Below are 3,813 nucleotides of genomic sequence, written 5' to 3' on the forward strand. Positions count from 1 at the left end.
TCCGGCCGCGTGCGTGGTGACGCCCGGCGGGCCGACAAATCCCAAACAGGACAGTCGAGACGTCAGTCAGGCGAGGGGTCAGACCCACCAGCGGCGTCACCACGTCACATCCTCACTGTCAGGCGAGTTCGACGAGCAGGTCGCCGCCCTCCACCTGCTGGATGCGGTTGATGGCGAGCCGGGCCACGGTGCCCGCCTTGGGGGCGGTGATGGCGGCCTCCATCTTCATCGCCTCGATCGTGGCGACGGTGGCGCCCGCCTCGACCTGGTCGCCCTCGCCGACGGCCAGGGTGACCACACCGGCGAACGGCGCCGCGACATGGCCGGGGTCGGACCGGTCGGCCTTCTCCGTGGCGGGCACGTCGGAGGCGGCGGCACGGTCGCGGATCTGGGTGGGTCGCAGCTGGCCGTTGAGGGTGGCCATCACGGTGCGCATGCCGCGCTCGTCGGCCTCGCCGATGGCCTGTAGTTCGATCAGCAGCCGCACACCGGGCTCCAGGTCGACGGAGTACTCCTTGCCGGGGCGCAGCCCGTAGAAGAAGTCCTTGCTGTCGAGGACGCCGGTGTCGCCGAAGGCCTGGCGGTGCGTGAGGAAGTCCCGTGTCGGGCCGGGGAACAGCAGCCGGTTCAGGGTGGCCCGGCGGTCCTTGGCGAGGCCCTCGCGGTCGTCGGCGGTCAGCTCCTGCACCGGCTTGGGCGCGGGCCGCCCGCGCAGCGCCTTGCTGCGGAACGGCTCGGGCCAGCCGCCGGGCGGGGTGCCGAGTTCGCCGTGGAGGAAGCCGATGACGGAGTCGGGGATGTCGTACCGGTCGGGATCGGCCTCGAAGGCGGCCGGGTCGACGTCGGCGCCGACGAGGTGCAGGGCGAGATCGCCGACCACCTTGGACGACGGGGTGACCTTCACGAGGCGGCCGAGGACACGGTCGGCGGCGGCGTACATCGCCTCGATCTCCTCGAAGCGGTCGCCGAGGCCGAGGGCGATGGCCTGGGTGCGCAGGTTGGACAGCTGCCCGCCGGGGATCTCGTGGTGGTAGACCCGCCCGGTCGGGGAGGCGAGCCCCGCCTCGAAGGGGGCGTACACCTTGCGGACGCTCTCCCAGTACGGCTCCAGGTCGCCGACGGCCTGGAGGTCGAGGCCGGTGGGGCGTGCGGAGTGGTCGGTGGCGGCGACGATCGCCGAGAGCGACGGCTGGGACGTCGTCCCGGCCATGGAGGCGACGGCGCCGTCGACGGCGTCCGCGCCGGCCTGGATCGCGGCGAGGTAGGTGGCGAGCTGCCCGCCCGCGGTGTCGTGGGTGTGCAGATGCACGGGGAGGTCGAACTCGCGGCGCAGCGCGGAGACGAGGGTGGCGGCGGCCGGGGCGCGCAGCAGGCCCGCCATGTCCTTGACGGCGAGGACGTGTGCTCCGGCGGCGACGATCTTCTCGGCGAGGCGGAGGTAGTAGTCGAGGGTGTAGAGGGTCTCGGCGGGGTCGGACAGGTCGGAGGTGTAGCAGAGGGCGACCTCGGCGACGGCGGTGCCGGTCTCGCGGACGGCGTCGATCGCTGGGCGCATCCGGTCGACGTCGTTGAGGGCGTCGAAGATGCGGAAGATGTCGATGCCGGTGGCGGCGGCCTCCTGCACGAACGCGTCGGTGACCTCGGTGGGGTACGGGGTGTAGCCGACGGTGTTGCGGCCGCGGAGCAGCATCTGGAGGCAGATGTTGGGGACGGCCTCGCGCAGGGCGGCGAGCCGTTCCCAGGGGTCCTCGGCGAGGAAGCGCAGCGCGACGTCGTAGGTGGCGCCGCCCCAGCACTCCAGGGACAGCAGTCGGGGGAGGGTACGGGCGACGACGGGCGCCACGTTCAGCAGGTCCTTGGTGCGCACGCGGGTGGCGAGCAGCGACTGGTGGGCGTCGCGGAAGGTGGTGTCGGTGACGCCGAGGGTGGGTGCCTCGCGCAGCCGGCGGGCGAAGCCCTCGGGGCCGAGTTCGGCGAGGAGCTGCCGGGAGCCGGCGGGTACGTCCCCGGCGGGCAGCGGGGGCAGTTTGGTCAGCGGGTCGATCAGGTCGGGGCGGGCGCCGTGCGGCTTGTTGACGGTGACGTCGGCGAGATAGGTGAGCAGTTTGGTGCCGCGGTCGGCGGAGTGGCGGGCCGTCAGCAGGTGCGGGCGCTGCTCGATGAACGAGGTGGTGACCTGGCCGGCCTGGAAGTCGGGGTCGTCGAGGACGGCCTGGAGGAAGGGGATGTTGGTGGCGACGCCGCGGATGCGGAACTCGGCGACCGCGCGCCGGGCCCGGTTGACGGCGGTGGTGAAGTCGCGGCCCCGGCAGGTGAGCTTCACCAGCATGGAGTCGAAGTGGGCGCTGATCTCCGTACCGGCGTGGGTGGTGCCGCCGTCGAGGCGGATGCCGGAGCCGCCGGGCGAGCGGTAGGCGCTGATGCGGCCGGTGTCGGGGCGGAAGCCGTTGGCGGGGTCCTCGGTGGTGATACGGCACTGGAGCGCTGCGCCGCGCAGCCGCACCGTGTCCTGGGAGAGGCCGAGGTCGGCGAGGGTCTCTCCGGCGGCGATGCGCAGCTGGGCCTGGACGAGGTCGACGTCGGTGACCTCCTCGGTGACGGTGTGCTCGACCTGGATGCGCGGGTTCATCTCGATGAAGACGTGGTTGCCGTCGCGGTCGAGGAGGAACTCGACGGTGCCCGCGTTGCGGTAGCCGATCTGCCGGGCGAAGCGGACGGCGTCGGCGCAGATGCGGTCGCGCAGCTCGGGGGCGAGGCCGGGGGCGGGCGCCAGTTCGATGACCTTCTGGTGCCGTCGCTGCACCGAGCAGTCGCGTTCGTAGAGGTGGATGACATTGCCGGCGCCGTCGGCGAGGATCTGCACCTCGATGTGGCGGGGTTCGACGACGGCTTTCTCCAGGAAGACCGTCGGGTCGCCGAAGGCGGAGGCGGCCTCGCGGGACGCCGCTTCGATGGACTCGCGGAGCCGGTCGGGGTCCTCGACGCGGCGCATGCCGCGCCCGCCGCCGCCCGCGACGGCCTTCACGAACACGGGGAAGCCGATGGTGTCGGCGGCGCGGACGAGTTCCTCGACGTCGGTGGAGGGCGCGGAGGAGCCGAGCACGGGGACGCCGGCCTCGCGGGCGGCGGCGACGGCGCGGGCCTTGTTGCCGGTGAGTTCGAGGATGTCGGCGCCGGGGCCGACGAAGGTGATGCCGGCCTGTTCGCAGGCGCGCGCCAGGTCGGGGTTCTCGGAGAGGAAGCCGTAGCCGGGGTAGACGGCGTCGGCGCCGGCCTTGCGGGCGGCGCGCACGATCTCCTCGACGGACAGGTAGGCCCGCACGGGGTGTCCGGGTGTGCCGATCTCGTAGGCCTCGTCGGCCTTGAGCCGGTGCAGCGAGTTGCGGTCCTCGTGGGGGAAGACGGCGACGGTTCGCGCGCCCAGCTCGTAGCCGGCCCGGAACGCGCGAATGGCGATCTCACCGCGGTTGGCGACCAGCACCTTGCGGAACATGTAGGACCCCTTCAGCCTGCCGGTGACGCTCACCATGGTGTCGGCGGTGGGTGCGGCACGCCATGTGAGCAAGGCCACTTGCCGCACGGGGTGCGGTAGGTGGCCGGGTGTGCATGCCCGCGGGTGTCCGTGTCGGGCGTGGGCGTCGGCCTTCGGGCGTGCACGCGCGCGTGGCCCTGTGTCGGGCGAGGTGTGTCAGGGGGGCGTCATGCGCCCGGCCCGCTGTCGTGTGCCTCCGGGTGCCGTGTGCCGCCTCGGTGCGCGCTCCGGGGGCGTGACTCCGCGGGGCGCGCACCGAGGCGGCACACGGCACCCGGAGG

The 3,813-nt window shown here is 73.0% G+C and carries 1 protein-coding gene; it reads right to left on the reverse strand.

Translation table 11 applies throughout. The annotated features are described in order from the left end of the window. Nucleotides 1-118 precede the first annotated feature (118 nt). Nucleotides 119-3,493: a pyruvate carboxylase gene (locus MTQ10_RS28780; RefSeq protein ID WP_247473288.1), complete on the reverse strand. Its 3,375-nt coding sequence runs from the start codon at nt 3,491-3,493 to the stop codon at nt 119-121. Nucleotides 3,494-3,813 lie beyond the last annotated feature (320 nt).

It is taken from the genome of Streptomyces sp. XM83C (assembly GCF_023072675.1).
GTDB classification, from domain to species: Bacteria; Actinomycetota; Actinomycetes; order Streptomycetales; family Streptomycetaceae; genus Streptomyces; species Streptomyces thermocoprophilus.

Excerpts from the sequence above, each read along its gene's own strand:
- MTQ10_RS28780 (WP_247473288.1), bottom strand. The coding sequence starts at position 3,493 with ATGTTCCGCAAGGTGCTGGTCGCCAACCGCGGTGAGATCGCCATTCGC.